The 24,147-nt window shown below is 61.2% G+C and carries 20 protein-coding genes; 5 read left to right on the forward strand and 15 right to left on the reverse strand.

What is annotated here, in order from left to right; all coding sequences use genetic code 11:
* Positions 1 to 28: 28 nt before the first annotated feature.
* Positions 29 to 2,197, forward strand: coding sequence for a YgiQ family radical SAM protein (locus QOL81_RS18275; protein ID WP_060424780.1), 2,169 nt, complete (start codon positions 29 to 31; stop codon positions 2,195 to 2,197).
* A gap of 63 nt (positions 2,198 to 2,260) precedes the next feature.
* Here QOL81_RS18275 and QOL81_RS18280 read toward each other — a convergent pair whose 3' ends face one another.
* From QOL81_RS18280 to yqhD, 3 genes are all read right to left on the reverse strand, one after another.
* Entirely contained in the window at positions 2,261 to 2,866 is a 606-nt protein-coding gene (locus QOL81_RS18280) for a transglycosylase SLT domain-containing protein (protein ID WP_060424782.1), read from the reverse strand.
* A 141-nt stretch (positions 2,867 to 3,007) separates the two neighbouring features.
* Positions 3,008 to 3,832, reverse strand: coding sequence for a 2,5-didehydrogluconate reductase DkgA (gene dkgA, locus QOL81_RS18285; RefSeq protein WP_060424784.1), 825 nt, complete (start codon positions 3,830 to 3,832; stop codon positions 3,008 to 3,010).
* A gap of 287 nt (positions 3,833 to 4,119) precedes the next feature.
* Complete coding sequence (gene yqhD, locus QOL81_RS18290) at positions 4,120 to 5,283, reverse strand: alcohol dehydrogenase (protein WP_049196195.1); 1,164 nt, start codon at positions 5,281 to 5,283, stop codon at positions 4,120 to 4,122.
* Positions 5,284 to 5,509: 226 nt separating this feature from the next.
* Here yqhD and QOL81_RS18295 point away from each other — a divergent pair, with 226 nt between their 5' ends.
* Positions 5,510 to 6,397, forward strand: a complete 888-nt coding sequence (locus tag QOL81_RS18295; RefSeq protein ID WP_194243114.1) for an AraC family transcriptional regulator — start codon at positions 5,510 to 5,512, stop codon at positions 6,395 to 6,397.
* Positions 6,398 to 6,404: 7 nt separating this feature from the next.
* Here the strand turns inward: QOL81_RS18295 and QOL81_RS18300 are convergent, their stop codons facing one another.
* A complete protein-coding gene (locus tag QOL81_RS18300) occupies positions 6,405 to 7,433 on the reverse strand; it encodes a zinc-dependent alcohol dehydrogenase family protein (protein WP_060424786.1) in 1,029 nt (342 codons plus the stop codon).
* 107 nt (positions 7,434 to 7,540) lie between these two features.
* Between QOL81_RS18300 and QOL81_RS18305 the strand changes: the two genes are divergently transcribed.
* Positions 7,541 to 8,461 carry a LysR family transcriptional regulator gene (locus tag QOL81_RS18305; RefSeq protein ID WP_197757836.1) on the forward strand — a complete coding sequence of 307 codons (921 nt, stop codon included), beginning with the start codon at positions 7,541 to 7,543 and terminating at the stop codon, positions 8,459 to 8,461.
* A gap of 10 nt (positions 8,462 to 8,471) precedes the next feature.
* Here the strand turns inward: QOL81_RS18305 and QOL81_RS18310 are convergent, their stop codons facing one another.
* The gene (locus QOL81_RS18310) at positions 8,472 to 9,131 is read right to left on the reverse strand and encodes a DedA family protein (RefSeq protein WP_038879412.1); all 660 of its coding nucleotides are present in this window, start codon (positions 9,129 to 9,131) and stop codon (positions 8,472 to 8,474) included.
* 145 nt (positions 9,132 to 9,276) lie between these two features.
* Positions 9,277 to 10,473, reverse strand: a complete 1,197-nt coding sequence (gene metC, locus QOL81_RS18315) for a cystathionine beta-lyase (protein WP_193158408.1) — start codon at positions 10,471 to 10,473, stop codon at positions 9,277 to 9,279.
* A 431-nt stretch (positions 10,474 to 10,904) separates the two neighbouring features.
* Between metC and exbB the strand changes: the two genes are divergently transcribed.
* Complete coding sequence (gene exbB / locus QOL81_RS18320; RefSeq protein ID WP_072265379.1) at positions 10,905 to 11,885, forward strand: tol-pal system-associated acyl-CoA thioesterase; 981 nt, start codon at positions 10,905 to 10,907, stop codon at positions 11,883 to 11,885.
* A 3-nt stretch (positions 11,886 to 11,888) separates the two neighbouring features.
* Positions 11,889 to 12,311, forward strand: coding sequence for a TonB system transport protein ExbD (exbD, locus tag QOL81_RS18325; protein WP_004937307.1), 423 nt, complete (start codon positions 11,889 to 11,891; stop codon positions 12,309 to 12,311).
* A gap of 55 nt (positions 12,312 to 12,366) precedes the next feature.
* On the opposite strand, the gene QOL81_RS18330 is transcribed toward exbD, so the two are convergent.
* From QOL81_RS18330 to QOL81_RS18370, 9 genes are all read right to left on the reverse strand, one after another.
* Entirely contained in the window at positions 12,367 to 13,410 is a 1,044-nt protein-coding gene (locus QOL81_RS18330; protein ID WP_060422585.1) for a LacI family DNA-binding transcriptional regulator, read from the reverse strand.
* Between the two features lie 21 nt (positions 13,411 to 13,431).
* Positions 13,432 to 14,841 carry a sucrose-6-phosphate hydrolase gene (locus QOL81_RS18335; RefSeq protein WP_283439982.1) on the reverse strand — a complete coding sequence of 470 codons (1,410 nt, stop codon included), beginning with the start codon at positions 14,839 to 14,841 and terminating at the stop codon, positions 13,432 to 13,434.
* A complete protein-coding gene (locus QOL81_RS18340; protein WP_060441022.1) occupies positions 14,841 to 16,211 on the reverse strand; it encodes a sucrose-specific PTS transporter subunit IIBC in 1,371 nt (456 codons plus the stop codon). The genes QOL81_RS18335 and QOL81_RS18340 overlap by 1 nt, the downstream gene beginning before the upstream one ends.
* Before the next feature lie 63 nt (positions 16,212 to 16,274).
* The gene (locus QOL81_RS18345; RefSeq protein WP_087763632.1) at positions 16,275 to 17,675 is read right to left on the reverse strand and encodes a carbohydrate porin; all 1,401 of its coding nucleotides are present in this window, start codon (positions 17,673 to 17,675) and stop codon (positions 16,275 to 16,277) included.
* Between the two features lie 195 nt (positions 17,676 to 17,870).
* Entirely contained in the window at positions 17,871 to 18,797 is a 927-nt protein-coding gene (gene cscK / locus QOL81_RS18350) for a fructokinase (protein ID WP_038879399.1), read from the reverse strand.
* 224 nt (positions 18,798 to 19,021) lie between these two features.
* Entirely contained in the window at positions 19,022 to 21,169 is a 2,148-nt protein-coding gene (locus tag QOL81_RS18355; protein WP_283439978.1) for a phosphocholine-specific phospholipase C, read from the reverse strand.
* A 124-nt stretch (positions 21,170 to 21,293) separates the two neighbouring features.
* Entirely contained in the window at positions 21,294 to 22,133 is an 840-nt protein-coding gene (gene queF / locus QOL81_RS18360) for an NADPH-dependent 7-cyano-7-deazaguanine reductase QueF (RefSeq protein WP_283439983.1), read from the reverse strand.
* A complete protein-coding gene (locus QOL81_RS18365; RefSeq protein WP_019453032.1) occupies positions 22,111 to 23,007 on the reverse strand; it encodes a queuosine precursor transporter in 897 nt (298 codons plus the stop codon). The genes queF and QOL81_RS18365 overlap by 23 nt, the downstream gene beginning before the upstream one ends.
* Positions 23,008 to 23,622 (reverse strand): helix-turn-helix domain-containing protein, encoded by a 615-nt coding sequence (locus QOL81_RS18370; protein ID WP_004937341.1) that lies wholly within the window; start codon positions 23,620 to 23,622, stop codon positions 23,008 to 23,010.
* Between the last annotated feature and the right edge of the window lie 525 nt (positions 23,623 to 24,147).

Below are 24,147 nucleotides of genomic sequence, written 5' to 3' on the forward strand. Positions count from 1 at the left end.
TTAATTAACCTGTAAAAAGAGCAGCAGAATGAGCACCACCAGCCTGATCCAACCCGATCGTGAACTGTTTTCCTATAAGCCTTATTGGGCTGAATGTTTTGGCACCGCGCCGTTTTTACCGATGTCGCGAGCAGAGATGGATCAACTGGGCTGGGACAGCTGCGACGTGATCATCATCAGCGGCGACGCCTATGTCGATCACCCGAGCTTCGGCATGGCGATCATCGGCCGCATGCTGGAAGCGCAGGGCTTCCGCGTCGGCATCATCGCGCAGCCGGACTGGAGCAACAAAGAAGATTTCATGCGGTTGGGGAAACCGAACCTGTTCTTCGGCATCACCGCCGGCAACATGGACTCGATGATCAACCGCTATACCGCCGATCGCAAACTGCGCCACGACGATGCTTACACCGCCGGCAACGTCGGCGGCAAACGCCCGGATCGCGCTACCCTGGTTTACAGCCAGCGTTGTAAAGAAGCCTACAAAGACGTGCCGATCGTGCTGGGCGGCATCGAAGCCAGCCTGCGCCGCATCGCCCACTACGATTACTGGTCTGATACCGTGCGCCGCTCGGTGCTGGTGGATTCCAAAGCCGACATGCTGATCTACGGCAACGGCGAACGCCCGCTGGTGGAAGTGGCACATCGCCTGGCCGCCGGCGAGAAGATCGGCGACATCCACGATATTCGCAATACCGCGGTGATGCGCAAAGAAGCGCTGCCGGGCTGGAGCGGCGTGGATTCCACCCGTCTCGACAAGCCGGGCCGCATCGAAGCTATCCCGAACCCGTACGGCGACGATCTGCCGTGCGCCGACGGCGCCAAGCCGAAAGAGCCTGAAGCCAAGCCTGTCACCGTGCGCGCCGCCAAGCCGAAGCCGTGGGAGAAGACCTACGTGCTGCTGCCGTCCTTCGAGAAAGTGAAGGGCGACAAGGTGCTGTATGCGCACACCTCGCGCATTTTGCACCATGAAACCAACCCGGGCTGCGCCCGTGCGCTGATGCAGAAACACGGCGATCGCTACGTGTGGATCAACCCGCCGGCGATCCCGCTGACCACGCCGGAGATGGACAGCGTCTTCGCGCTGCCTTATCAGCGCGTACCGCATCCGTCCTACGGCCAGGATCGCATTCCGGCCTATGACATGATCCGTTTCTCGGTGAACATCATGCGCGGTTGCTACGGCGGCTGCTCGTTCTGTTCGATCACCGAGCACGAAGGGCGCATCATCCAGAGCCGTTCGGAAGATTCGATCGTTCGCGAAATCGAAGAGATCCGCGACAAGGTGCCGGGCTTTACCGGCGTGATCTCCGATCTCGGCGGCCCGACCGCCAACATGTATATGCTGCGCTGCACCAACCCGCGCGCCGAGCAGACCTGCCGCCGCGCCTCGTGCGTGTATCCGGAGATTTGCACCTACATGGACACCAACCACGAGCCGACCATCAAACTGTATCGCCGTGCGCGTTCGCTGGAGGGCATCAAGAAGATCCTGATCGCTTCCGGGGTTCGTTACGATCTGGCGGTGGAAGATCCGCGTTATATCAAGGAGCTGGCGACCCACCACGTCGGCGGCTACCTGAAGATCGCGCCGGAGCACACCGAAGAAGGGCCGCTGTCGAAGATGATGAAGCCGGGCATGGGCAGCTACGATCGCTTCAAGCAGCTGTTTGATCACTATTCGAAGCAGGCGGGCAAAGAGCAGTACCTGATCCCGTACTTCATCTCGTCGCACCCGGGCACCCGCGATGAAGACATGGTGAACCTGGCGCTGTGGCTGAAGAAGAACCGTTTCCGCCTCGATCAGGTGCAAAACTTCTATCCTTCGCCGATGGCCAACTCCACCACCATGTATTACAGCGGCAAAAACCCGCTGAGCAAGGTGGGGTACAAGAGCGAAGACGTGGTGGTGCCGCGCGGTGATCGCCAGCGTCGCCTGCATAAGGCGCTGCTGCGTTACCACGACCCGGCCAACTGGGCGCTGATCCGCACCGCGCTGGAAGAGATGGGGCTGAAGCACCTGATCGGCAGCCGCCGTGAGTGTCTGGTGCCGGCGCCAAGCATCGACGAGCAGCGCGAAGCGAAACGCCTGCAGCGCCATACCCGGCCGGCGCTGACCAAACATACCGATATCAATCGGCAGCGCACGCCGTCCAACCGGCCGCCGCGCAAACCGATTCGCAAAGCCAAGCCGTAACGGCGACGCCGCGTGCGCAAACAAAAAGGAGAACCCTCGGGTTCTCCTTTTTACTTTTGCTCATCACAAACTATCGTAGGCGGCTTCCACTTTCATCAAATGGCGCGGCGCCTGCGGAGCGGGATGGTATTTGCGCACGTGCCAGTTAAAGGCTTCCGGCGACAGGTTGTTGATCATCGCGATGGCCTGCTGACGGTTGCTGGAGAAGGTGCGCAGCAGCGCGCCGGTGCCGTTGACGTAGGCGATGATGGTGGCGTAGCGCAGCGTAACAGGGTTCGTGATCCCTTTAAGCTGCTGTTTTTGCAAGGTGGCCAGGTAGGCGGCGCCGAGATCGATATTGGTGTCGGGATCCCGCAGGTCGTCAGCGTCCGGGCAGCCGCGTTTGCCTTTGTAGCGGTAGGCATCGCAGCCGGCGGTATCGGCTTTCAGCTGCATCAGGCCGATAGCGTTGGACTTGCTCACCGCCGCGGGGTTGAAGCCGGACTCCACCTGGATCATGGCGGTGATCAGCTTGGCGTCCACACCGTATTCGCTGGCGGCGTCTTTAATGGCGCTATCGAAAGCGTGGCGATCGTAGCTGATACGCTGTTTCTTGCCGGCGCAACCCGCCAGCACCAGCATGACGCAAAGCATGCCCAGTCGTAACCCGTGTGAGAAAGAGAATTTCATGGTGCTCCGTGCTTGTCTGTTTTTTAACGGCGTTAACCGGCGGGCGAGGCCTCCGGCGTCGTCATCATAACGTCAGGCGGCGCAAGGGAGCAATGCGCGGGAGGAAAAGCCCCCTCCGACGGGAGAGGGCTTGGGGAGGGGTTACAGGGTATCCGGATCCGGCCCGAGGCGGTTGCCGACGTCCAGCTTGGCGATCTCGCCCAGTTCGTCCTTATCGAGTTTGAAATCAAACACCTCGAAGTTTTCGCGGATGCGCGACGGCGTGACCGATTTCGGGATCACGATAAGGCCGCTGTCCAGGTGCCAGCGCACCACGATCTGCGCCGGGGTTTTCTCGTATTTCTCGGCCAGCGCCTTGATCAGCGGCTGGTCGAACACCCCTTCACCACCCTGCGCCAGCGGGCTCCAGGATTCGGTGGCGATATGGTGCGTGGCGTTCCAGGCGCGCAGCTGGCGCTGTTGCAGCAGCGGGTGTAGCTCTATCTGGTTGACGACCGGCGCCACGTTGGTTTCATCCAGCAGGCGCTGCAGGTGCGGCGTATGGAAGTTGCATACGCCGATGCTTTTGACCAGGCCTTGATCGCGCAGCTTGATCAGTTCGCGCCAGGCGGAGACGTATTGATCTTGCTGCGGGCGCGGCCAGTGGATCAGGTACAGATCCACATAGTCCAGCCTGAGTTTTTCCAAACTGGTTTCCAGCGCCGCCAGTGGATCGCCCTGATCGTCGTTCCACAGCTTGGTGGTGATGAACAGCTCGCTGCGCGGCAGCGAACTGGACTGCAGTGCGGCGCCGACGCCTTCCTCGTTCTTGTAGATCGCGGCGGTGTCGATGGAGCGGTAACCGATCTCCAGCGCTTTGCTCACCGCGCGGGTGGTCTCTTCAATACTCGCCTGCCAAACGCCGAGACCCAACTGCGGCATCAGATTACCATCGTGGAGTTTGATGATGGGTTGTTGCGTTGTCATGCGCATCTCCTTGTGTACGGATTGCGGCGCCTGCGGCACCGAAACGGCTATAGATAAATTCTAGTTGGCAAAATGGGCGGTTGCCGGGTTTGCCAGCCTAATTTCAGCGGTGGCGGGAGGGTGACTTTCTCCCCGCTCTCCCTGCGAATGAGCGGTAAGACGGGTGGTGCGAAACGATCGGCGGCGCGCGGAGGCGCCCGATGGCACCCGGTGATCGGCCGGGCGCCGGATGCGGCGAAAAATGGCTGGCGGAGACTAAAGCCTAGCAAAAAATCGCCGTTTTGCGATTAACGCGCCGCTTCGTAAATGCGGCGGCTGACGTCCAGGGTGATGTCCTGATGCTCGCCCAGGGCGGTCATGCCGTGCTGATGCAGCTTGTCGAGCAGCGCCGGAATGCTGCTGCCGTCGAGCTGATAATCCGCCATGCGGGTCGGTACACCCATCTGCTCGAAGAAGGCGCGAGTGGCGGCGATGGCGCCGTCGATGCGGCTATCTTCGCTGCCTTCGCGCAGGCCCCAGACGCGGTCAGCGTACTGCAGCAGTTTTTCGCGCTTCTGCGCTTTCTTCTCGTGCAGCAGCGCCGGCAGTACGATGGCCAGCGTTTGCGCGTGGTCGAGATCGTGCATGGCGGTCAGCTCGTGGCCCAGCATGTGGGTCGCCCAGTCCTGCGGCACCCCGGCGCCGATCAGGCCGTTCAGCGCCATGGTGGCACTCCACATCACGTTGGCGCGTACTCCATAGTTTTCCGGTTCGGCCAGCGCGCGCGGGCCGTCTTCCAGCAGGGTCAGCAGCAGGCCTTCGGCGAAGCGATCCTGCACTTTGGCGTCCACCGGGTAGGTCAGATACTGCTCCAGGGTGTGCACGAAGGCGTCGACCACGCCGTTGGCGATCTGGCGCGGCGGCAGCGAGTAGGTCACCACCGGATCCAGCACGGCGAAGCGCGGCTGCACCAGCGGCGAGAAGAAGTGCTGCTTGTCGCCGCTGCTTTTACGGGTGATCACCGCGCCGCTGTTGGATTCGGAACCGGTGGCCGGCAGCGTCAGCACGCAGCCCATCGGCACCGCGTCGGCGATGTGGCTGCCGACGGTCTGCAGGATATGCCAGGCGTCGCCGTCGGCGGTGTAACGCGCGGCGGCGGCGATGAACTTGGTGCCGTCAACCACCGAACCGCCGCCGACCGCCAGCAGGAAATCGATGTTTTCCGCCTTCACCACTTCGACCGCTTTCATCAGCGTTTCGTAGGTCGGGTTCGGCTCGATGCCGGAGAACTCCCGCACGTCGCGGCCGGCCAGCGCGCTGTACACCTGATCCAGCACGCCGTTTTTCTTCACGCTGCCGCCACCGTAGGTGATCAGGATGCGTGCGTCCGCCGGGATCTGTCCGGCCACTTCGGCAATTTGGTCCTTGCCGAACAGGATTTTGGTTGGGGTATGCAGAATGAAGTTTTGCATGGATGATTTCTCTCTTTCTGTCAGGCGGGCGCCAAAGTGGCGCAAAGGTTTCTGGCCCGTATTGTCAGGAACCTGGCGGCAACGCACAATGCACATTCCTGTTTGGTTCTTGCCTATTCCTACAAGTCACTGTAGAAATAGCGAGTTTTAAATTATTATTTATGCCGAATCGTTCTGACTGTAAGAGGGTGTTTCCGTGATTGAAATCGATGCGCAGCGCAGCCGCATGGCGCGCCAGGCGATGGCTATCGCCACCGGCAACGGCTACACGCCGTCACCGGTGCCGCGGGTAAAGATCCTGTATGTCGATCGCCACAGCCCGCGCCAACCGGTGATGTACGAGCCGGGGATCGTGATCGTCTTTCAGGGGCACAAGGTGGGCTATTGCGGCAACAAGATGTTCCAGTACGATCCGCGCAACTACCTGCTGATGACGGTGCCGCTGCCGTTCGAATGCGAAACCTTCGCCAGCCCGGAACTGCCGCTGGTTGGGTTGGCGGTCAATATCGATACCCAAATGCTGCAGGACTTGCTGATCGACATCGGCGACGACGACTACCTGATGCAACCGCGGGCAGAGAGCAACGGGGTGAACCTGGCCGAGCTGACGGAAGAGCTGCTGTGCGCCACCGAACGCCTGCTGGACGTGATGGCCAAGCCGCTCGATGCCCGGGTGCTGGGGCCGCAGATCGTGCGCGAAATCCTTTACTACGTGCTGCGCGGCACCTGCGGCGCGTCGCTGCAGGAGCTGGTCAACCGGCATACCCACTTCAGCCAGATCGCCAAGGCGCTGCGGCGCATAGAAAATCAATATGCTGACAACCTCAACGTCGAGCAGTTGGCCAGCGAGGTCAACATGAGCGTCTCGGCGTTCCACCACAACTTCAAGGCGGTGACCAACACCTCGCCGCTGCAATACGTGAAGTCGTACCGGCTGCATAAGGCGCGCTTGTTGATGGTGCATGACGGCCTGAAGGCCAGCACGGCGGCGATCCGCGTCGGCTACGAGAGCGCGTCGCAGTTCAGCCGTGAATTCAAGCGCCTGTTCGGCATGACGCCGAGCGATGAAATCGCCCGGCTGCGCGACGCCAACCCGCTGCTGCTGGAGGGCTGAACCGCGTTTACGGGGTCAGGACGATCTTGCCGAACGGCCCGCGATCGAGGTGATCCAACGCCTGCGGCAGCTGATCGAAACGGTAGACCTGGTCGATCACCGGCTGCAGGTTGACGGCGTCCACGGCGCGCACCAGATCTTCCAGCGCGCGGCGGTGGCCGACGCCGATGCCCTGGATCTCCGCCGATTTCAGCAGCAGCAGGCCGGCGGGGGCGGAAATCTCGGCGCCCGCCAGCACGCCGATCACCGAGATGCGGCCACCCACCGCCACGGCGCGTACCGAGTTGCCCAGATTCGGGCCGCCGACGGTATCGATCACATGGTCGATGCCGCGATCCTGCGTCAGCGCATAAACTGCTTCCACCCAATCGCCGTTCAGTCGGTTGATGCCGTGACTGGCGCCCAGCGCCTGGGCACGCGCCAGCTTTTCATCGCTGCCGGAGGTCACATACACCTCGGCGCCGTGCGCTTTGGCGATCTGCAGCGCGAACAGCGCCACCCCGCCGGTGCCTTGCACCAGCACCGTCTCGCCGGCATGCAGCTTTCCTTGCTCCACCAGCGCGAACCAGGCAGTTAGCCCGGCGCACGGCAGGGTGCTGGCCTGCACGTCGTCCAGCGACGCCGGTGCCGCCACCAGCCAGTCCTCATGCAAAATCACATATTCCGCCAGCACGCCCTGATAGAAGCCGCCGAGGGTGTGGTAAGGCACCTGGCGCGCATTGCCGTACGGTTTTTGCCGGCCGTCGAGCCAGCCGGGGCTGAAGGTCGAGATGACCCTGGCGCCGGGTTGGAAACGGCTGACGTCGGGGCCGATAGCGTCGACCTCGCCGGCCATGTCCGAGGCGGGGGTGAACGGCTGCGGCAGCGTCAGCCCCATGCCGCTTTCAATCATCAGTTTGTCACGGTAGTTGAGCGCGACCGCTTTCACTTTCACTCTGATTTCGTGTGGCCCCGGCTGCGGGATCGCGTCGGCGGTCAACCGCAGGTGTTCACGCCCCAGGGCGTCCATCGTCCAGCGTTGCATCGTGTCGGTCATGATGTTCTCCAAAGTCAGCGATTAACGACCGGTCGATAATATCGTTGATGAAGGTTCGCCAGTGGCGATAAGATTTCCGAAGATTGTTTCTTTCAGGGCGACAAATCATGAGCGATCGGTTGAGCGGTATTTCGGTATTCGTCACCGCCGTGGAGGCGGGCAGTTTTGCGTTGGCGGCCAGCCGGCTGCACCTGTCGCGTTCGGCGGTGGGGAAAACCATCGCCCGGCTGGAACAGCGGTTGGGCGTGCGGCTGTTTCATCGCACCACCCGCAGCCAGAGCCTGACCGACGACGGCGCGTTATTCTATGAGCGCTGCCTGCGAGCGCTGGAGGAGATCCGCGGTGCGGAAACGCTGCTGGAGTCGGGCAAGCGACAGGTCAGCGGCCGGCTGCGGGTATCGATGCCGGTGCTGTTTGGCCGCATGTGCATTGCGCCGCTGTTGACCGAGCTGACACGCGAGCACCCGGGCCTGGAGCTGGAGCTGTCGTTCAGCGATCGGGTGGTGGATCTGATTGAGGACGGCTTCGACATGGCGGTCCGTAACGGCACGCTGGCCAACAGCGGCGGGCTGGTGGCGCGCCGCATCGGCGATCACCGCATGGCGCTGTGCGCCTCGCCGGCCTATCTGCAGCGGTGCGGTGAACCGCACAGCATCGAACAGCTGGTGCAGCATGAGGCGGTGACCTATATGCGCGCCGGTGCGCGGCGCAGCTGGTTGGTATTGGATAGCGACGGCAAGCTGCAGGAAGTAATGCCGACTAACCGGCTGCAAATGGACGATCTGCAGGCGATTGCGGATGCGGCGACGGCGGGGTTCGGCATTGCCTGGTTGCCGTGCTGGCTGGTGCGTGAGCAGCTGTTGAGCGGGGCGCTGGTGCGCTTGCTGCGCGACCGGCCGGGCGCCGCCTTTGAAGCGCATGCGGTGTGGCCGCACACGCCTCACCTGCCGCTGAAGGTGCGGCTGGCGGTGGATACGCTGGTGAGCAAGTTGCCCGCCAGTCTGGCGTTGGTCGAGAAGGCGCTGTAGCGCGCCGGGCTCAGGAGGAGGCGCGCTTTTTACGCCAAATGACCAGCATGGCGCCCAGCAGGCCGACGAACAGCAGCAGCAGCGGCAGCAGCATCAGGCCGGTCATCACCTGGCTTTCGTAGCGCTTCACCAGCGGAATTTGGCTGAAAGCGTAGCCAAGGCCCACCAGCGCACAAACCCAGATCGCCGCGCTCAGCCAGTTGAACACCTGGAAGCGTGAGCTGTTGAGCCCGGAAATGCCGGCCATGGTCGGCAGCAGCGTGCGCACGAAGCCGAGGAAGCGGCCGATCAGCAGCGCCGTCAGCCCGTGGCGGTTGAACAGGTTATGCGCGCGTTGGTGATATTGCGCCGGCAGCTGCAGCAACCAGCCCTTCACCAGGCCGGTGTGGCCCAGCCAGCGGCCCTGGATATAGCTCAGCCAGCAGCCGAGGCCGGCGGCAGCGGTCAAAATCAGCAGGGTGGGGGCAAAGCCCATCACGCCTTTGGCGATCAGCGCACCCGACAGCAGCAGCAGGCTGTCGCCGGGGAGGAAGGAGGCGGGCAGCAGTCCGTTTTCCAAAAACAGAGTGGTGAAAAGTACGGCGTAAACCACCCAAATTACGCTTGGATCGGCGAGGGCAATAAAGTCCTGCTGCCAAAGCGCATGAATAATCTCTCGTAATACATCCATTTTATGTCCTGTTGCATGCCGGTTGCGCCCGGGGTCACGTTCTCCAGGGTGCGGCGGTTACCGTATCTGACAGTTACCCGGATAGTGTACCGCTAATAGCTTAAGCCGACATTAAACGAGACGAAGAAAATTAGCGGAATCCACCTTAGCGCACGCCGTTGAGGCGATCGAAACCGGCCGCCAGATCGGCGATCAGGTCTTCGACGTTCTCCAGGCCGATGTGCAGGCGCACCAGCGTGCCGGAGAAATCGACGCCGCCCGCCGGACGGATCGCTTCCAGCTCTTCCGGCTGGTTGGCCAGGATCAGCGACTCGAAGCCGCCCCAGGAGTAGGCCATGCTGAAGTGGCTGAAGTTGTCCAGGTAGGCGGCCAACTGCGCATCGTCCAACCGCTCTTTCAGCACGAAGGAGAACAGCCCGTTGCAGCCGCTGAAGTCGCGGCGGTAGAACTCGTGGCCCTTGCAGCTGGGCAGGGCCGGGTGATTGACCGTCGCCACTTCCGGCCGTGCCGCCAGCCAGTGGGCGACTTCGATGCTGCTGCGTTCGTGCTGCTTCAGGCGCACGCTCAGGGTGCGCAGGCCGCGGCTCGCCATGTAGGCGGTGTCGGCATCCACCATTTGCCCCATCAGGTAGGAGTACTCGCGCAGCCGATCCCAACAGCGCGCGTTGGCGACGGCGGTGCCGAGCATGTAATCGGAATGGCCGATCAGGTATTTGGTGCCGGCCTGAATCGAAATGTCGATGTCGAAATCCAACGCCTTGAACAGCACGCCCGCCGCCCAGGTATTGTCGATCATGATCACCACCTCCGGCGCCACGGCGCGAATGGCCTGCACCATCGCCGGAATGTCCTGCACTTCCAGAGTGATGGAGCCGGGGGATTCCAGGAACACCACGCGAGTATTGGGTTGGATCAGCGTGGCGATGTCGGCGCCGATCAGCGGATCGAAATAGGTGGTGCTGATGTTCATGCGGCCGAGGATATGGGTGCAGAAATCCTGGGTCGGTTCGTACGCCGAACCCGTGACCAGCAGGTGATCGCCGGCGCCGACGAACGACAGGATCGCATTGGCCACCGCCGCTGCGCCGCAGGGGTACAGCACGCAGCCGGCGCCGCCCTCCAGCTCCACCATCGCATCCTGCAGGGCGAAGTGGGTCAGCGTGCCGCGTCGGCCGTAAAACAGCTCGCCGTGGGCGCGCTGCACGGTGGCATGCTTTTTGGCGGCGACGGAGTCGAAAACCAAAGAAGAGGCGCGTTGCGTGACGGGATTGACGGAGCCCTGGGTGTAGCGTTTGCCACGGCCGGCGCCGATCAGCGTGGTTTCGATGTGTTTTGACGTCATGGTACCTGGCTCACCTCTGGTTGCTCTGCACGTGCCCGTTTGCGATAGCCCTTACGTTAGCATGAGTTAATATAGCCATCCAGACGTTTTAACTTCTGGATACAGAAACGGCTATAATTGGCTGCCGGGCGCGCCTTTCTTGCCTCATCCTTCTGCCGGGGGGCGAGAGAGAAGCCCATTCCTCGGTCAAGACGCCGTTCGGCAGCGCGGCGTTGTTGCGCCGTTGTGGGAGAAAAGTAACGAAATAACCCCATAAAAGGGGCGTTTGGCGGTGAACGGGCGCGGATTGGCGCTTTGCGGCGGGGCTGGCTAAAATTTTCTCGTTTATTTGGTAAATAATAATGAGAACTACTATCAATCCCCGGTTGGTTTGATATGATCGCACGCTGAATTATTCCTTAATTTTGATCGGTAATGGGTGGAGGCACAGCGTGAAAACGGCTGGCAAGAATTTAAATCAAGGATCGTTCGGCCAGGGCCGGGCGCAGTGGGGCAAGGCCTTCGGCCGCAGCCTGATGGCTTCTATGGTGCTGGTCGTGGGGCTGGCCGGCAGTGCGCAGGCAGCGCCGGCGGCCAATCCGGCCGTTACCGAAAGCGTTGCGCCGACCACCGCGCCTGCACCTGCTGCAGCCGCCGCGCCGGAGAGCATCACGCCGGTGAACCCGGCGCCAACGATCCAGCCACCGGAAACCCGCGGCATGGACCTGTCTGTTTGGGGCATGTACCAGCACGCCGACGCGGTGGTGAAAGCGGTAATGATCGGCCTGGTGCTGGCCTCGATCGTGACCTGGACCATACTGTTCTCCAAAGGCAGCGAACTGCTGCGCGCCAAGCGCCGTCTGCGCCGCGAACAGCTGGCGCTGGCCGAAGCGCGCTCGTTGGATGAAGCCTCCGAGCTGGCGCAAAACTTCGGCTCGGAAAGCGTCAGCGCGGTGTTGCTGAACGATGCGCAAAATGAGCTGGAGCTGTCTGCGGAATCTAACGACAACAACGGCATCAAAGAGCGTACCGGCTTCCGCCTCGAGCGCCGCGTGGCGGCCTACAGCCGCAACATGGGCCGCGGCAACGGTTTCCTGGCTACCATCGGCGCCATCTCGCCGTTCGTCGGCCTGTTCGGCACCGTGTGGGGCATCATGAACAGCTTCATCGGCATCGCCCATTCGCAGACCACCAACCTGGCGGTCGTGGCGCCGGGCATCGCAGAGGCGCTGCTGGCGACCGCGCTGGGCCTGGTCGCGGCGATCCCTGCCGTCGTTATCTACAACATCTTCGCCCGCGTCATCAGCGGCCACCGTGCCCAGGTGGGCGACGTGGCGGCGCAGGTCTTGCTGCTGCAGGGCCGCGATCTGGATCTGGCCGCGACGGCGGAAGCCAAGCGCTCACAGCACGCACACCAACTGCGGGCGGGGTGAGTCATGGCGATGCGCTTAAATGAAGATCTGGACGACAGCGGCGAACTGCATGAAATCAACGTAACGCCGTTTATCGACGTTATGTTGGTGCTGTTGATCATCTTTATGGTGGCCGCGCCGTTGGCAACGGTAGATATTCGCGTCGATCTGCCGGCTTCTTCCGCCAAACCGCAGCCGCGGCCGGAAAAACCGGTGTTCCTGTCGGTGAAGGCCGACAAGCAGCTCTACGTTGGCGATCAGCCGGTGAATGCCGATCAGCTGACTTCGGTGCTGGATCAACGCACTCAGGCGAACAAAGAAACCACCATCTTCTTCCAGGCGGACAAGAGCGTGGACTATGAAACGCTGATGAGCGTGATGGACACCCTGCGTAAAGCCGGCTACCTGAAAGTGGGGCTGGTGGGCATGGAAGGCGCCGCCAAGTAGTGGCAGCAAAACGATAAAGGGCGCTCAGGCGCCCTTTTTTATTGATTCAGAAATATCACTCCCCGGCCAACAACGCCCGGGAACCGGCATGACGCCAGTGGATGCGGCCCGGCAGATAAAGCGCATGCTGTTCCAGCGGCCGCTCGTCGATGAGCGCGGTAACCTGGTCGAAGCTATGCTGCGCCAGCGCCCGGCAGTCTTGCGCGACCGTGTCTATCTTCAGCGTCATGCAATCGAACAGGTAGTGATCGTCGAAGCTGCACAGGTGGATGTCGCTCTCCATCAGCTGATGCTGCGTCAGATAACGCAACACCCCTTCCAGCAGGCCACAGGCGGCGGTGAACAGCGCTTTGGGCGGACGCCCCAGCTGTGCGCACAGCTGAGCGAACATCTCGTAACCTGAGCTGGGGTGGTAGCTGCCGTTGATGATCCATTCCGGTTTGCACGTTACGCCGGCGCGCTCCAGGCCAAGCTGGAAGCCGGCCAGCCGATCGCGGGTCGGTGAAATGCGCGGCTGCCCGCCGAGAAAATAGATCTCATCCGGATGTTGGCGCGCGACCTTTTCCACCAGGTCGGCGGTCGCATTAACCGAATCGGTGATCACCAGCGGCAGCTCGGAACCGGCGATCAGGCGGTCCATCTGCACCACCGGCAGCCCGACGTTGATCTTCTGGTATTCCGCGTCGTTCAGCTGGCTGGAGGCGACGATCAGGCCGTCGACCTGCCGCTGCACCAGACTGTTCACCGCCATCATCTCCTGCGCCGGGTTTTCATCTGTGCAGGCGATCAACAGCTGCAGACCGGCTTCGCGGCACAGCGTTTCCAGCTCGCGCGAGATCACCGCAAAGCCGTAGTTGGTCATCTCCGGTACCACCAGCCCCAGCGTGTGGCTGCGGTTGGAGCGCAAAGAGCGGGCGTGGATGCTGGGCTGATAATGGTGTTCGTGCGCCAGCGCCAGAATGCGATCGCGGGTGTCGTCGGACACCCGGTATTCCTTGCTGCGGCCGTTCAGCACCAGGCTGGCGGTCGATTTCGACACCCCGGCCAGCGTGGCGATGTCACTGATGGTAATGCGTTTATTTTTTTTCACTGACGCCATCTGAAGTCATCGGAGGATGCGTCATTCTAGCATGCATGGCGTCAGCGGCCAGTATTCCAACGCCAGCGCTGCGCTCCCGTTCAGCCGCAGTTGCGGTTCACCTGCCGGGAAGTAGCGCGCGCTCATCACCGCCTCGCCGTGGTTGATGAAGATTTCCACGCTGGAGCGATCGAACAGCAGCTGCAGATGCGTGACCGGGCCGCGCCAGTAACGGTGCTCCGGCCGGCCGTCGGCCAGAGAGGCGCGCGTCAGCTGCAGCCGCTCGCCGTCCCAGCTCAGTGTCATCGCGTCGCCAAAGGCGGCGCTGAACGCGCCCTGCGGCGTCAGCTGCAGCTCCGCGGCGCCCAGCGCATAGGCGGGGGCGTCATCGGCGCGGCCTCGCCAGTCTTCTCGCTCGCCGCGCAGCTGTTGCAACTCGCGCGCCGGGCGCTGGTGGAGGCGGCCATGCCGCAGCGACAGCTCGCGTGGGCAGGTCATGGTATGGATCCAGCCATAACGGCGCGTCGGATGGGCTTCTTCATCTTGCTCGGGCACGCCCATCCAGGCGAACAGCAGGCGGCGGCCATCTTCCGCCAGCGTTGTCTGGGGCGCGTAGAACTCGAAGCCGGCGTCCAGCTCGTGAAATTCGCCGTGGCTGAAGGCTGCCTGCCGGTAATCCAGCTTGCCGAGCAGATAGCCGGCCTGATAACGGTTGAGATAGCGTTCCGGCTGCGGCGCCAGCCCCTGCGGGCAGCAGATCAATACGTCGCCGCCGTCCAGCGAGAACAGATCCGGGCATTCCCACATGTAGCCGAATTCGCCCAGGTCGTTCAGGCCGGAACCGGCGATCTCTCCCAGCGCTTGCCAGTCGCGCAGATCGCTGGAACGCAGCAGCAACACCTTGCCGCGATCCTGCAAGTCACGCGCGCCGAGCACCATGTACCAGGCATCCTGATGACGCCACACTTTCGGGTCGCGTACGTGGCCGCTGTAGCCCTCCGGCAGCGGCAGCACCGGCCCGAGTTTGCGGTATTCGCCCCGATCGCTTGCCTGAGCCAGGCATTGGTAAGCGGTGCGTGAGCCGTCGGGGAATTTCACATTGCCGGTATAGATCAGCGTGATTTTGTCTTCCGCCACCACCGCCGAGCCGGAGTAACAGCCGTGGCTGTCGTAACAGGCGCCCGGTGCCAGGGCGAGCGGCTGATGTTCCCAATGCACTAAATCGATCGACTGCCAGTGTCCCCAGCACTTGTTGCGATGATCGCAGCCCAGCGGATTCCACTGATAGAACAGGTGATAAACGCCGTTGTGCTGGATAAAGCCGTTGGGATCGTTCAGCAAGCCAACGCTGGGCGCCAGATGCCAGGCCGGGCGGTGCGGATCGCGCTGCGCGAGTGGCTGGCCGTTCATGACCGCCCGCAGTGCCTGTTTGATTAAGCTGAGTTCTTCCATCATTGCGCGTCCGTGTTGTATTTCAGCAGCAGGGAGAGCACGAAGGCGCTGCCAAAAGCGATTGCCAGGCCGAGGATATAGCTGACCAGCGAACTGGCCTGCACGATCGCCATGCCGGGGATCGCCGTCAGTCCGACCGCGTTCATGCCGACATGGTTGGCCACCACCCAGGCGCCGCCGAGCGCGCCGCCCGCCAGCGCCGCCAGGAACGGTTTCACGAAGCGCAGGTTGATACCGAACAGCGCCGCCTCGGTGATGCCGAGCATGGCGGAAAAGGCCGAAGGCACCGCGATGGCTTTGATTTTGGTGTCGCGGGTTTTGAAATACACCGCCAGGCAGGCGCCGCCCTGAGCGATGTTGGCCATCGACCAGATCGGCAGCAGGAAGTTGACGCCGATATTGGGGTTGCCGAGCAGCCCGGCCTCTACCGCATGGAAACTGTGGTGAATGCCGGTGATGACGATAGCGGAATAGAGGCCGCCGAACAGCAGCCCGGCGAACCACCCCGCATGGGCAATCAGCGTGCTGAGCACGAAGGAGATGCCGTCGCCCAGCGCCCGGCCGGCGGGGCCGATAAACAGCAGGGCGACAAAGCCTGAGATGACCACCGTCAGGAACGGCGTCAGGATCAGATCGAGCGCGTTGGGGATCACCTTGCGCAGCCGCTTTTCCAGCACGCTCATGAACCACACCGTCAGCAGCACCGGGAACACGGTGCCCTGATAGCCGATCATGGCGATGTCCAGACCGAAGAAGTTCATGGTGTGGAACCCTCCGGCGACGCCCCAGGCGTTGGTCAGCGCCGGATGCGTCAGAATGCCGCCGAGCGTGGCACCCAGGTAGGGGTTGCCGCCGAATTCGCGTGCGGCGGTGAAGCCGATCAGAATTGGCAGGATAATGAACGCCGCCGAGCTGAACATATCCAGCATGATGAATAGCGCGCTGTTGGCATCGGCCCAGCCGTAGGTTTTCACCATACCGAGCAGCCCCATCAACAGGCCGGACGCGACGATCGCCGGGATGATCGGCACGAAGATGTTCGACAGCAGGCGGGCGATGCGCTGCAGCGGGTTGAGCTTTTTCGCCGCGATATCGGCGGCTTCGGCCTTGCTGGATTCGCTGACGCCCGCCGCCTTGATGAATTCCGCATGCACCTTGTTGACCAGCCCGGTGCCGAAGATCACCTGGATCTGACCGGCGTTGCTGAAGCAGCCTTTGACGCCGTCCAGTTTGCCGATGGCCTCTTTATCCACTTTGCTGTCGTCCACCAGTACCAGGCGCAGACGCGTGGCGCAGTGGGCGGCGCTGGCGATATTCTCTTTACCGCCGAGCAGTGGCAACAGCGCGTTGGCGGTTGCGGTAATGTCCATGTTGTCCCCTTGCTAAATAAAAATGCCGCTGCGCAGTTTGCGGCGCAGCGACGTGAATCGATGTCAGAAGAAATACTTGAATCTGGCGCGCATGCCGTAACGTTGGTCGTTGTCGCCGTTGGCTATCTTGTTGTCGGCGTTGGCTTCCAGCAGCGAGACATAGGCCCCCAAATACAAATTGAAATTCTTCATATTCATAATGTTAGGTATCTGATACGACGCATGAACGGTGTGGATGTCGTAGTTGCCCGGTTCGCTGAGCGGGTTGTGGATATCGGCGGCGATCCCGGCGGTATTGAACTCTTTGATATTGTTATGGGCATAGATATAACCCAGTTCGAAGCGCCGCCACAGCACGTTCACGCCGGCGGTGAAGTCTTGCTCGCCTGACGCATCCAGATAGGCGGTGCTCAGGTTGGCCACCACGCCGTTGTCCGGATCGGCGGCGCTGTTGTTCCAGCTCATCGTCATGCCGTAGCCGTTGCGCTTGGACTGATCGACGAAGCGGCCCTGGCCGTCCTGATAACCGTAGGCGTTATTCACCACGTTGCTTTCCATTGCCGCTGCGATGCTGAAGGCGTCTTTTTTCCAGGCGATCACCGGGCGCAAATAGGCGACGTTTTTCTTATTGTTCAGGGCGTTGCCGTGGTAGCTGTTGTCCTGGAACAGCGAAGTGCCGTCCTCCACCAGCGTGTTCAGCTCGAAATAGACATCACCGGCATATTTGCTCAACATCAGGTTGCCGCCGCTGCTGCTGCGGCCGCGGCCTTCTTTCATCATGTAGATATAGCCGAAGCCGTCGGCGTACAAATCGTTGGCGGTATTGCCGGAGTATTGAATGAAGGTGTCCTGATTCAGCGGGAACATGTCGTAGGCTTCAAAGCGGCCGATTTTGGTTTGCCAGTTCTTTTCATTGCCGAAGAAGAAGGCGGCGTCGTCCAGGTTCATTTTGCCGGTCATGTCCGCCAGCGGCTGCACGCTGAAGCCGGAGAAGTTGCCGTCCTGATTGCGGCGGTAGCCGTCCAGCCCGACCAGAATGCGGCCGTTGATATCCCAACGCTCTTTGTTGCCGGGCTTCCAGTCCTTGTGGTCGCTGCCTTTCAGCGACGTCAGTTGGCCGCTGCGGCTGGCGCCGTCCAGGTTGAACTCCACGTCGCCGTACAGCTTCAGATCGTTGAAGCCGTTCAGTTTCAGTGCGCCGGTCGGGGCAATCGGCGTAGCGGCATGCTGCGCAATCTGCGCGGTTTGCCGTTCGGTGTTGGCGGTGCGCTGTTCCAGCTGTTGCGCCCGGCGTTCCGCCGCCGTCGCGCGGGTTTCAGCCTGTGCGGCGCGCCGTTCCGCCTGCGCCAGACGTTGTTCCAGGGCGTTGAGGCGCGCCTCGATGCCGCCGCTGCCCGATGCCGCTGCGCTGGAAGCGGAGAGGAAAAGCCCTGTTGTTATCGCCAAATAGCTGAGTTTTTTCATCATCGTCTATCATCCGGGTAAGGGTTGTTATTATTGTTTGCTAAATTGCTAAACCGGTTTTTCAAGGCGAAAGATAACGAGAGGGAGGCGAGCTGGCAACTCAGTTAGCTAACCCGATTCAGCTATTGTGATCGAGCGCGCAAATCGTGGGCAAAAGACCACGGCGAACCTGAGGATCGCCGTGGATGCAGAGGATCAACGGAGGAAAGCCGCCAGCTCGTCGGCGTGGGGCAGGGCGGTCATGGCCCCTTTGGCGGTGGTGGCCAGCGCGCCGCAGGCCTGCGCCTGGGCGATAACCGCCGGCCACTGCGCTTCCTGCGGCAATTCGTGAAGGCGTGCTAGCGCCGCTAACAGCCCGGCGACGAAGGCATCGCCGGCGCCGGTGGTATCGACCGGAACGACAGGCGCCGCGCGGAAATGACGCAGCCGTTGGCCGTCATGCACATAGACGCCGTCGCCGCCCAGCGTCACCAGCAGCAGGCGCAGCGGATAGGTTTGCATCATCCAGCGAATGGCGTTCTCCAGATCGTCAAGATGGCTGATGAAAGCCAGCTCTTCGCGCGACAGTTTCACCACGTCCGCCAGCAGCAGCGCCTTTTGCAGGCAGGGGCGCAGCGCTTCCGGCTGGCGCCAGACCTCTTCGCGGATGTTGGGATCGAAACTGACCCGGCCACCGGCCGCCCGGATGCGTTCCATCGCGGCAAAGGCCGCGCTGCGGCTGGGTTCCTGCGAGAGCGCGATGGAGCAGAGGTGCAGCCATTCCCCCCGTTGGAAATCCGGCAGATCGTCAGGCTGCAAAAACAGATCGGCACTGGGCTGCACCATAAACGTGAATGAGCGCTCACCCTGCAGATCGAGATCCACCACGACCGTGGAGGTGTGGTGTTCGGGGTCTGGCCGCATATGGCCGATATCCACCCCTTCATCGCTCAGCACCTGCTGCAGAAAGGCACCGAAGCCGTCTTGCCCCACCCGCCCGATAAAGGCGCTGTCGCCACCAAGCCGGGCGATCCCCACCGCCACGTTAGCCGGCGCGCCGCCGGGGCATTTGAGATAACCGTTGGCATTTTCCGGCACCAGGTCGATCACGGCGTCGCCCAGTACCCATACGCGATTTATCATGCTTAACCCCTGTTATTAGCCTTGTCAGATGGGTGGCTAAAATAGAAGAACCGGTTTAGCAAGGCAATGAAATAATATCCGACCGTGAGCGAGATCAAAAAAATAGCGGGGGTGGGGCAGGGAGAAGGTTTTGAGAATGCGCCCACCGCGGGAGAACCGACGTCTGTGGGCGCCACAAAAAAGAGGCTGGCGGTTTAATTTCCGCGATTTCAATCTACAACGCTTTACTCCTGGCCCATCAGCGGGTCGCTGACGCTGTGCTCGCCATCCTCCAACCGGCCCGCCAGGCGGCGTAGCCAACCTCCCGGGCTTTGCAGCGTAAGGTCATACCAACCGCCGCTGGCGTGGGCATCAAAGCTTTGCTGGTGGCTGCCGCCTGCCGGCAGCGTGATGTGCCACGGGCCCTGCTGCGTATAGGGGCAGCGTTCGAGGGTAACCGCTATCGCTTCGGTGCCCGGATTGTTCAACTGCAGCTGCAGGCTGCGGCCCGTCGGGCGCAAACGCACCTCCGGCTGCGGCCGGTTCAGGGCGCCGCGCAGTTCACGATGAAAGCCGTTGGGGCCGAGCAGCCACAGATGGTACCCATCCTCCGTCTGCCAGTCGTCGCTGATCGCCTTGCCCGCCTCGACGGTAAAACGGCGCGGGATCTGCGCCAGATCTCGCCGATCGTAGACGTGAAACACCGCGCCCTGCTCGCCGGTATTGAACAGGTTCAGCGTCACGCGGCGCTGTTCGGCCGCGACGGTGGCCTCGACGTGCAGCTGGTAGGGCAGCGCGCGGGAAGGGCGCGCCAGGCGGCGTTGGTGGGGCAAACGCTGGTGGACAGGCGATGGCAGCGGTACCTGCGGCAGCTGTTCCTGGCGCTGGCGCAGGCCATCGGCGGCGTGGCGGCTGGTGGCGGGCAGGCTCGGCAGCGCTTCGCCGTTAGGGTTGACGAAGTTGAACGCCGAGGTGAGATCGCCGCACACGGCGCGGCGCCAGGCGCTGATGTTGGGTTCATGCACCTGAAAGCGCTTTTCCAGGAATTGCAGCACCGAGGTGTGATCGAAGACCTGCGAATTGACCCAGCCGCCGCGGCTCCAGGGCGACAGCACCAGCATCGGCACCCGCGGGCCGGGGCCGTAAATGCGGCCGTCCGGCGGCGGTTGATCCTGCGAACCGGGCGGCGCCACGTGCTGGAAGATCTCGGTGTCGAACGGCACCGTCGATTTACCGGCGAAGCTGCCGTCCTCGCGCAGCGACGGCGCGGAAGGCGAAGGCATATGGTCAAAAAAGCCGTCGTTTTCGTCGTAGTTGACCAGCAGGACGGTTTTACTCCACACCTCCGGGTTGTCGGTCAGCGCGTTGAGGATCTCTTGGGTGAACCAGCCGCCCTGCACCGGGCTGGAGGGATCGGGGTGTTCCGAATAGGCCGCCGGCGCGATGATCCAGCTGACCTGCGGCAGTTTGCCCTGCTGTATGTCGGAGCGGAACCCGGCCAGCATGGCGTCCAGATCGTTGCCGTCGGCGGCCGGCAGGGTGTTGCCGTTGCCTTTGTACAGCGGTGCGGCCTCGTTGAGCGCATCGCGATAGGGCACGAAGGCGTTGAAGTCTTTCGGCGGCCGCGCCGGATTGCCCACCTGAATGCTGGCGGCGCGGTACTGGCGGAAGCCCGCCAACGGGTTGTCGGTAAAGTTGTCCGGCAGGAATTGATACACCTTCCAGCTGACGCCGCTCGCCTCCAGCCGTTCCGGATAGGTTGTCCACTGGTAGCCGATCTCCGCCGGGCCGGGGCTGTCCCATTCGTTGACCACCACAGCCACGTCGGCGGCGGACGGGCCGTTGGTTCCGGTCCAGTGGAACAGCCGGTTGGTGTTGGTGCCGGCGTGAATAGCGCAGTGATAGGCGTCGCACAGGGTAAAGGCGTTGGCCAGCGCGAACTGGAACGGCAGCTCATGCTGGCGGTAGTAGCCCATTGAAGCCGGCGTTTTGTAGGTGGGCCAGGCGCTCATGCGGCCGTGATCCCAGGCGGCTTGCTCATCCACCCACGAATGCGGCGTGCCGGTGACGCGCTGGGCGTTGCCGCGTTTGCTGTCCAGGTGGTAGGGCAGTACCAACCGCTCGGCGCCCTGCTGTTGCCAGACATGGCGATCGCCGGGCAATGGAATGGTAAAACGATCGCTGAAGCCGCGCACGCCCGGCAGGGTGCCGAAGTAGTGGTCGAAAGAGCGGTTCTCCTGCATCAGGATCACCACGTGTTCGACGTCGCGCAGGGTGCCGGTGCGGTTGTTGGCGGGAATGGCCAGCGCTTTGCGAATCGAGGCGGGCAACAGCGAGAACGCCGATCCGATGGCGGCAGCCCGCAGGATGTCTCTGCGTGAAAGGTCAGGCATGCGTCGTTAATCTCCGTCAGTGTGCTTTGAAGATAGCCGCTGACGACGATAATGGCGAAAAATAACAGGGAGATGAAAGCGAGGGAAACAATGCTCCCTGGTGGGAGCATTGTGGGGATAACGCTTACTGTCTGATCAGGCGGCCGAGCGCCGGCGCCGTTTCGAAATCGCTGCGGAAGGGGTTGATATCCAGGCCGCCGCGGCGGGTGTAGCGCGCGAACACGCTGAGTTTTTCCGGACGGCAGCTTTGCTTGATGTCGTTGAAAATACGCTCGACGCACTGCTCGTGGAATTCGTTGTGCTGGCGGAAGGAGATCAGGTAGCGCAGCAGGCTTTCACGATCGATTTTGCGGCCTTCATAGCGGATCACCACGCTGCCCCAGTCCGGCTGGTTGGTGACCAGGCAGTTGGATTTCAGCAGATTGGAAGACAGCGTCTCCGACACCGGTTCCCCTCTCTCGGCCGCGCCGTTCAGGTATTCCGGTTTGAAGGTGAAGTCGTCGATCGCGATATCCAGATCGTCGATGTTGATGCCCGGCAGGTGGTCGATCTGCGCCGGGTAATCTTCCAGCCCCGGATAGAGCTTGACGGTGACCTGGCCGTTGGCCGCCTGCGACAGATCTTTCTGCATGGCGGCGCTCACCAGTTCCACGCTGTCGAAACGCGTTTGGTTGAAGCTGTTGAGATACAGCTTGAACGATTTGGACTCGATCAGGTTCGACGAGGAATGCGGGAAGGTAAATTCGCCGATGCCCACCACCGGCTTGCCCTTGGCGTTGAGCCAGGACAGCTCGAAGGCGGTCCACAGATCAAAGCCGCTGAACGGCAGCTGCCGCTCGTCCACGCCGATCAGATCGCGGCCGCGCGCACGCGGCAAGGCTTCGAGCAATGCGGGAGCATATTGATCCGGATAATCGGAGTTCGCGCCAAGATGGGTGATCTTATCTTGCTTTTGGATATGCATATTCATTGCCCTTTGCTTGTTCGGTATTGATGTAGCGGTTAAACAGACTGCGGGTGGCGTAGATTGGCCCGACGCCCAGCAGGGCGTAAACCACCTTGATCAGGAACTGCGACAGGATCATGGTTTTGATGATGTCCCAGCTTAGCACGTTGTAGAACGCCAGCGTACAGAACACCACGCTGTCGATGGCCGAAGCCACAACGGTACTGGTGATCACGCGCACAAACAGGTAGCGGGAGTTGGTCAACTCTTTGATTTTGCAAAGCAGGTAGGAGTTGACGTTCTCGGAGATCAGATAGGCCGCCGACGAGGCCACCAGCACCGCCATGATGCTGTGCACGATGCCGTTGTAGGTCTCGCTGTACTCCCACTGCGGAATGCTCGGCACCAGCGTCGTTACCCAGACCCCCAGGACGAAGGTCAGGTTGGCGATAAACGAGATGATAATCGTGCGCCGGGCCAGCCGTAATCCATAGAATTCGTTGAGGATGTCCACCAAAATGAACGTGAGCGGGTAGATGAAGATCGCCGGGGGCGTGATGAGATTCAGCACCGGGATTTGGATCGGCTTGACGCCGCACAGCGTTGAGAAAATATAAATCACGCTGAGCGCCACGGTAATAATCAGGTAGGCGTACCAGGAGCGTTCGTGGCGATCGCTGAGCTCGTAGGCGGTTTTTTGTTTGTTGTCGCCATAGAGTTTGCGGTACAGCGCCTGCAGCTCGTGCCGGCTCAGATCTTCTGATATTTCGCTGTCGGCCAGCTCATTCAGCCCCATGGTAATGGTTTTGCCGGTGGCCAATACCATGACATTGGCCGCGATGGTGCCATGTCGGGTGAAGCCCAACAGCTTGAACTTCTGATTCGGTTCCATTTATAACCTTTCTCCAACGATATAACCCAGGAATTGCACGGTGTCCTGAGGGCGTTTGTCCATGCTTTCGCTGTCTTTGTCGTCAACCACAAAGAAGCCGCTTTTTCCCGAGTGATACAGCAAAGGTGAATCGCAAATCAGTACCGGCGGGCGTTTGATAATGATGACTTCGCCGGGAATAAATGACCCTTTAATTTCGGTCTCTATTTTCATTGCCAACATGTTCGACTCATCGCCGAAGAAATAAGTCAGAGGAAACTCGGTGACCAGCTGCCCGATCTTGCGCTGCGAGACGGCCAGATAGCGCGACTGCGGGATCACCGGGATGGCGGAAGGGTTCTTGTTGCCCTCGGTGGACAGCGTTTCGTTGAGCAGCTCCAGTTTTTCCAGATCGTAGTCTTCGATCTCTTCACAGGAGACCCCGAAGAAATCGGAAATCCGATTCACGGTGGATTGCTGAACGTTGTTCACTCTTCCGTCAAGAATTTTGTAGAGAGTCGTGCGCGTCAGGCCGCTGCGGTTGGAAAAGGAAGCCTTGGTTTCACCGCGGGTACGCATCAGATATTCAATATTTTTAATGATGTTGATTTTGCGCTGTGCGTTGGTGGTTTTCATCGGCTGTCCTTACAAACATTACGCTGGCTTCACTATATCTTACGCGTCGGCGTTGTCCAGATAAAAAGGCGCTGAGGGGAAGGTAACCGGCTGATTATTGGTGGTAATTATTGTTTCTTGTCAGCCGTTTAGCGCAGTGATGTTAGCGCAGGCGATCGGGGTGACCTGCAAAGATGATAAAACTGTGTAAATCAATTGATTAGCTTTTGCTTATGGAAAAGTGAACACAAAAGCCAATTTTATGTGTCCTTTTATGTTGACCAAAGCCGATTTCATGAGCTACTGTTCATTCAAGCTGAAGTTTTTCTTTATGATCAAAACACTGAAGCCAACGATTTTATAATAAAAAACTCAGAGGGGGCGCTGCCACACTCTGAGTCTAATAGATAGCTTGCTACCGACACCAGGGACCCTAACCATCATGGCCGTTTGTCCGCGCGATCGGCCCATTCTTTTCCGTTACGCCCACCTTTCCTGAGCATAAACACTCCCCCGTCACCGGAGGAGTGCATTAACTCATGGGCG

The organism is Serratia sp. CC22-02 (genome assembly GCF_900182895.1).
GTDB lineage: Bacteria > Pseudomonadota > Gammaproteobacteria > Enterobacterales > Enterobacteriaceae > Serratia > Serratia nevei.

Coding starts and splice junctions, on each gene's coding strand:
- QOL81_RS18275 (WP_060424780.1), top strand. CDS start 29: ATGAGCACCACCAGCCTGATCCAACCCGATCGTGAACTGTTTTCCTAT.
- QOL81_RS18280 (WP_060424782.1), bottom strand. CDS start 2,866: ATGAAATTCTCTTTCTCACACGGGTTACGACTGGGCATGCTTTGCGTC.
- dkgA (WP_060424784.1), bottom strand. CDS start 3,832: ATGACAACGCAACAACCCATCATCAAACTCCACGATGGTAATCTGATG.
- yqhD (WP_049196195.1), bottom strand. CDS start 5,283: ATGCAAAACTTCATTCTGCATACCCCAACCAAAATCCTGTTCGGCAAG.
- QOL81_RS18295 (WP_194243114.1), top strand. CDS start 5,510: ATGGCGCGCCAGGCGATGGCTATCGCCACCGGCAACGGCTACACGCCG.
- QOL81_RS18300 (WP_060424786.1), bottom strand. CDS start 7,433: ATGACCGACACGATGCAACGCTGGACGATGGACGCCCTGGGGCGTGAA.
- QOL81_RS18305 (WP_197757836.1), top strand. CDS start 7,541: ATGAGCGATCGGTTGAGCGGTATTTCGGTATTCGTCACCGCCGTGGAG.
- QOL81_RS18310 (WP_038879412.1), bottom strand. CDS start 9,131: ATGGATGTATTACGAGAGATTATTCATGCGCTTTGGCAGCAGGACTTT.
- metC (WP_193158408.1), bottom strand. CDS start 10,473: ATGACGTCAAAACACATCGAAACCACGCTGATCGGCGCCGGCCGTGGC.
- exbD (WP_004937307.1), top strand. CDS start 11,889: ATGGCGATGCGCTTAAATGAAGATCTGGACGACAGCGGCGAACTGCAT.
- QOL81_RS18330 (WP_060422585.1), bottom strand. CDS start 13,410: ATGGCGTCAGTGAAAAAAAATAAACGCATTACCATCAGTGACATCGCC.
- QOL81_RS18335 (WP_283439982.1), bottom strand. CDS start 14,841: ATGGAAGAACTCAGCTTAATCAAACAGGCACTGCGGGCGGTCATGAAC.
- QOL81_RS18340 (WP_060441022.1), bottom strand. CDS start 16,211: ATGGACATTACCGCAACCGCCAACGCGCTGTTGCCACTGCTCGGCGGT.
- QOL81_RS18345 (WP_087763632.1), bottom strand. CDS start 17,675: ATGAAAAAACTCAGCTATTTGGCGATAACAACAGGGCTTTTCCTCTCC.
- cscK (WP_038879399.1), bottom strand. CDS start 18,797: ATGATAAATCGCGTATGGGTACTGGGCGACGCCGTGATCGACCTGGTG.
- QOL81_RS18355 (WP_283439978.1), bottom strand. CDS start 21,169: ATGCCTGACCTTTCACGCAGAGACATCCTGCGGGCTGCCGCCATCGGA.
- queF (WP_283439983.1), bottom strand. CDS start 22,133: ATGCATATCCAAAAGCAAGATAAGATCACCCATCTTGGCGCGAACTCC.
- QOL81_RS18365 (WP_019453032.1), bottom strand. CDS start 23,007: ATGGAACCGAATCAGAAGTTCAAGCTGTTGGGCTTCACCCGACATGGC.
- QOL81_RS18370 (WP_004937341.1), bottom strand. CDS start 23,622: ATGAAAACCACCAACGCACAGCGCAAAATCAACATCATTAAAAATATT.